Genomic DNA, 1,802 nt, shown 5'->3' on the forward strand with positions numbered 1-1,802 from the left:
ATCGCGGCGCTGGCGGTGTCGCCCGACGGGATCGAGGGAGTGGATGCGTTCGTCGCCAAGCGCGCCCCGCGCTTCGGAGGGGCCTGAGCGCGCCCCGCGCTCCGGTGGGGCCTGAGCGCGGCTCTACGTCTGCTCTGGCAGGTCCGGCAGTCGCCAGTCGACGCCGTCCACGCCGAGCCGGCGCAGCTCGTCGTCCGCGCGGCTGAACGGCCGGGAACCGAAGAACCCGCGTGAGGCCGACAGCGGCGAAGGGTGCGCGGAGGCGATGACCGGGGTGTCCCCGAGCATCGGCGCCAGGGACTGCGCCTGGCGCCCCCAGAGAATCGCCACCAGCGGACGGCCGCGCTCCACCAGTGCCTCGATCGCGCGCCCGGTGACCTCCTCCCATCCCTTCCCCCGGTGGGAGGCCGGCTGCCCCGGAGTCACCGTGAGAACCCGGTTGAGCAGGAGGATCCCGCTCCCGGCCCAGGAACTCAGGTCACCGTGCCTGGGCGCCGACAGTCCGAGGTCGTCCGAGTACTCACGGTAGATGTTGACCAGGCTCCGCGGCAGGGGTCGGACGTGTCCGTCCACGGCGAAGCTCAGTCCGACGGCGTGCCCGGGCGTCGGATACGGATCCTGGCCCACGATCAGCACACGGACATCGTCGAACGGCTGGGTGAAGGCGCGTAGGATCCGGTCCCCCTCGGGGAGGTATCGGCGGCCCGCGGAGTCCTCCTCGCGGAGGAAATCGCCCATCCGCCGGATGCGGTCCTCCACCGGCGCCAACGCGCCCGCCCACCCCGGGTCGACGACCTCCCCCAGCGGAGGTCGAGCCGACTGATCGCCCGCCACCCGGTCAGTCGATCCGTCGGAGCTCGGAGCGGTAGCGCATCGCGTTGTCGTGGTACTTCTGCGTGTTCCCGTCGAGCATCGCCGGGTCCACCTCGTAACCCTCGCGGATCCTCGCGGGGGCTCCCATCGCCATGCGCGCGGCGGGGAGTTCGAACCGTGGTGGGATCAGGCACCCGGCGGCGACGACCGCTCCGGCACCGATCACGGCGCCGTTGAGCACGATCGAGCCGGAGGAGATCAGGGCCCCGTTCCCGACGGTCGCCCCCTCGATGTGCGCGTTGTGCCCCACGATGCAGTGCTCCCCGAACACCGTCGGTTCCGACTCCGTGCAGTGGACGATCGTGCCGTCCTGGATATTGGTCATGGCGCCGACCTCGATGCGCCCGTAGTCACCGCGGAGGACCGCGGTCGGCCACACGGACACGCCCGGTCCCAGGCGGACGCGGCCGATCACCACGGCGTCGGGGTGCACCCAGGCGTCGGGGGCGATGTCGGGTTCGAGGTCTCCGAGTGCGTAGACAGCCATGCCGCCAGACTAGTTCGCGCCCCGTGCCGAGTCCCAGCCCCCGGGGGTCCGCGGGTGCCCGTCGAGGGACACCGCGCCGGGGTCTCCCTCGTGGATCGTCCCGATCACGGTGAAACCCGGGGGGACGATCGTCCCGGGTGGGAAGGTGCCCAGCAGACCGTGGTCCTCGCCGCCGTCGAGGATCCAGTCCGCGATCTGCGCCTCCGGATCCGGGAGACCCAGGACCGCGGCGGCCTCTCCCAGGCGGGGGTCGACGGGAAGCGCGTCGACGACGAGGTCCGCCGCGACGCCGGAGGCCCGCGCCAATCCCGACAGGTCGCGCATCAGGCCGTCGCTGACGTCGGTGAGTGCGCTGGCGCCGGCGAGTCTGGCCGCCCTCCCGGACCCGATCGGGGGTACGGGGACCCGGTGGGCCTGCTGCAGGGGGCCCTCGGTGTGGCCC

The 1,802-nt window shown here is 72.6% G+C and carries 2 protein-coding genes and 1 pseudogene; all 3 read right to left on the reverse strand.

Annotation, left to right across the window (positions count from 1 at the left end):
* Nucleotides 1–123: 123 nt before the first annotated feature.
* Nucleotides 124–834, reverse strand: coding sequence for a uracil-DNA glycosylase (locus G6020_RS15285; protein WP_182611201.1), 711 nt, complete (start codon nucleotides 832–834; stop codon nucleotides 124–126).
* 4 nt (nucleotides 835–838) lie between these two features.
* The gene (locus G6020_RS15290) at nucleotides 839–1,360 is read right to left on the reverse strand and encodes a gamma carbonic anhydrase family protein (protein ID WP_182611202.1); all 522 of its coding nucleotides are present in this window, start codon (nucleotides 1,358–1,360) and stop codon (nucleotides 839–841) included.
* Nucleotides 1,361–1,369: 9 nt separating this feature from the next.
* Nucleotides 1,370–1,802, reverse strand: a pseudogene (locus tag G6020_RS15295) (thiamine-phosphate kinase); the annotation flags it as partial.

This window comes from Dietzia sp. B19 (assembly GCF_014145155.1).
GTDB classification, from domain to species: Bacteria; Actinomycetota; Actinomycetes; order Mycobacteriales; family Mycobacteriaceae; genus Dietzia; species Dietzia natronolimnaea.

Bases quoted from the DNA above. Each gene is read 5' to 3' on its own strand.
- G6020_RS15290 (WP_182611202.1), bottom strand. From the start codon at position 1,360: ATGGCTGTCTACGCACTCGGAGACCTCGAACCCGACATCGCCCCCGAC.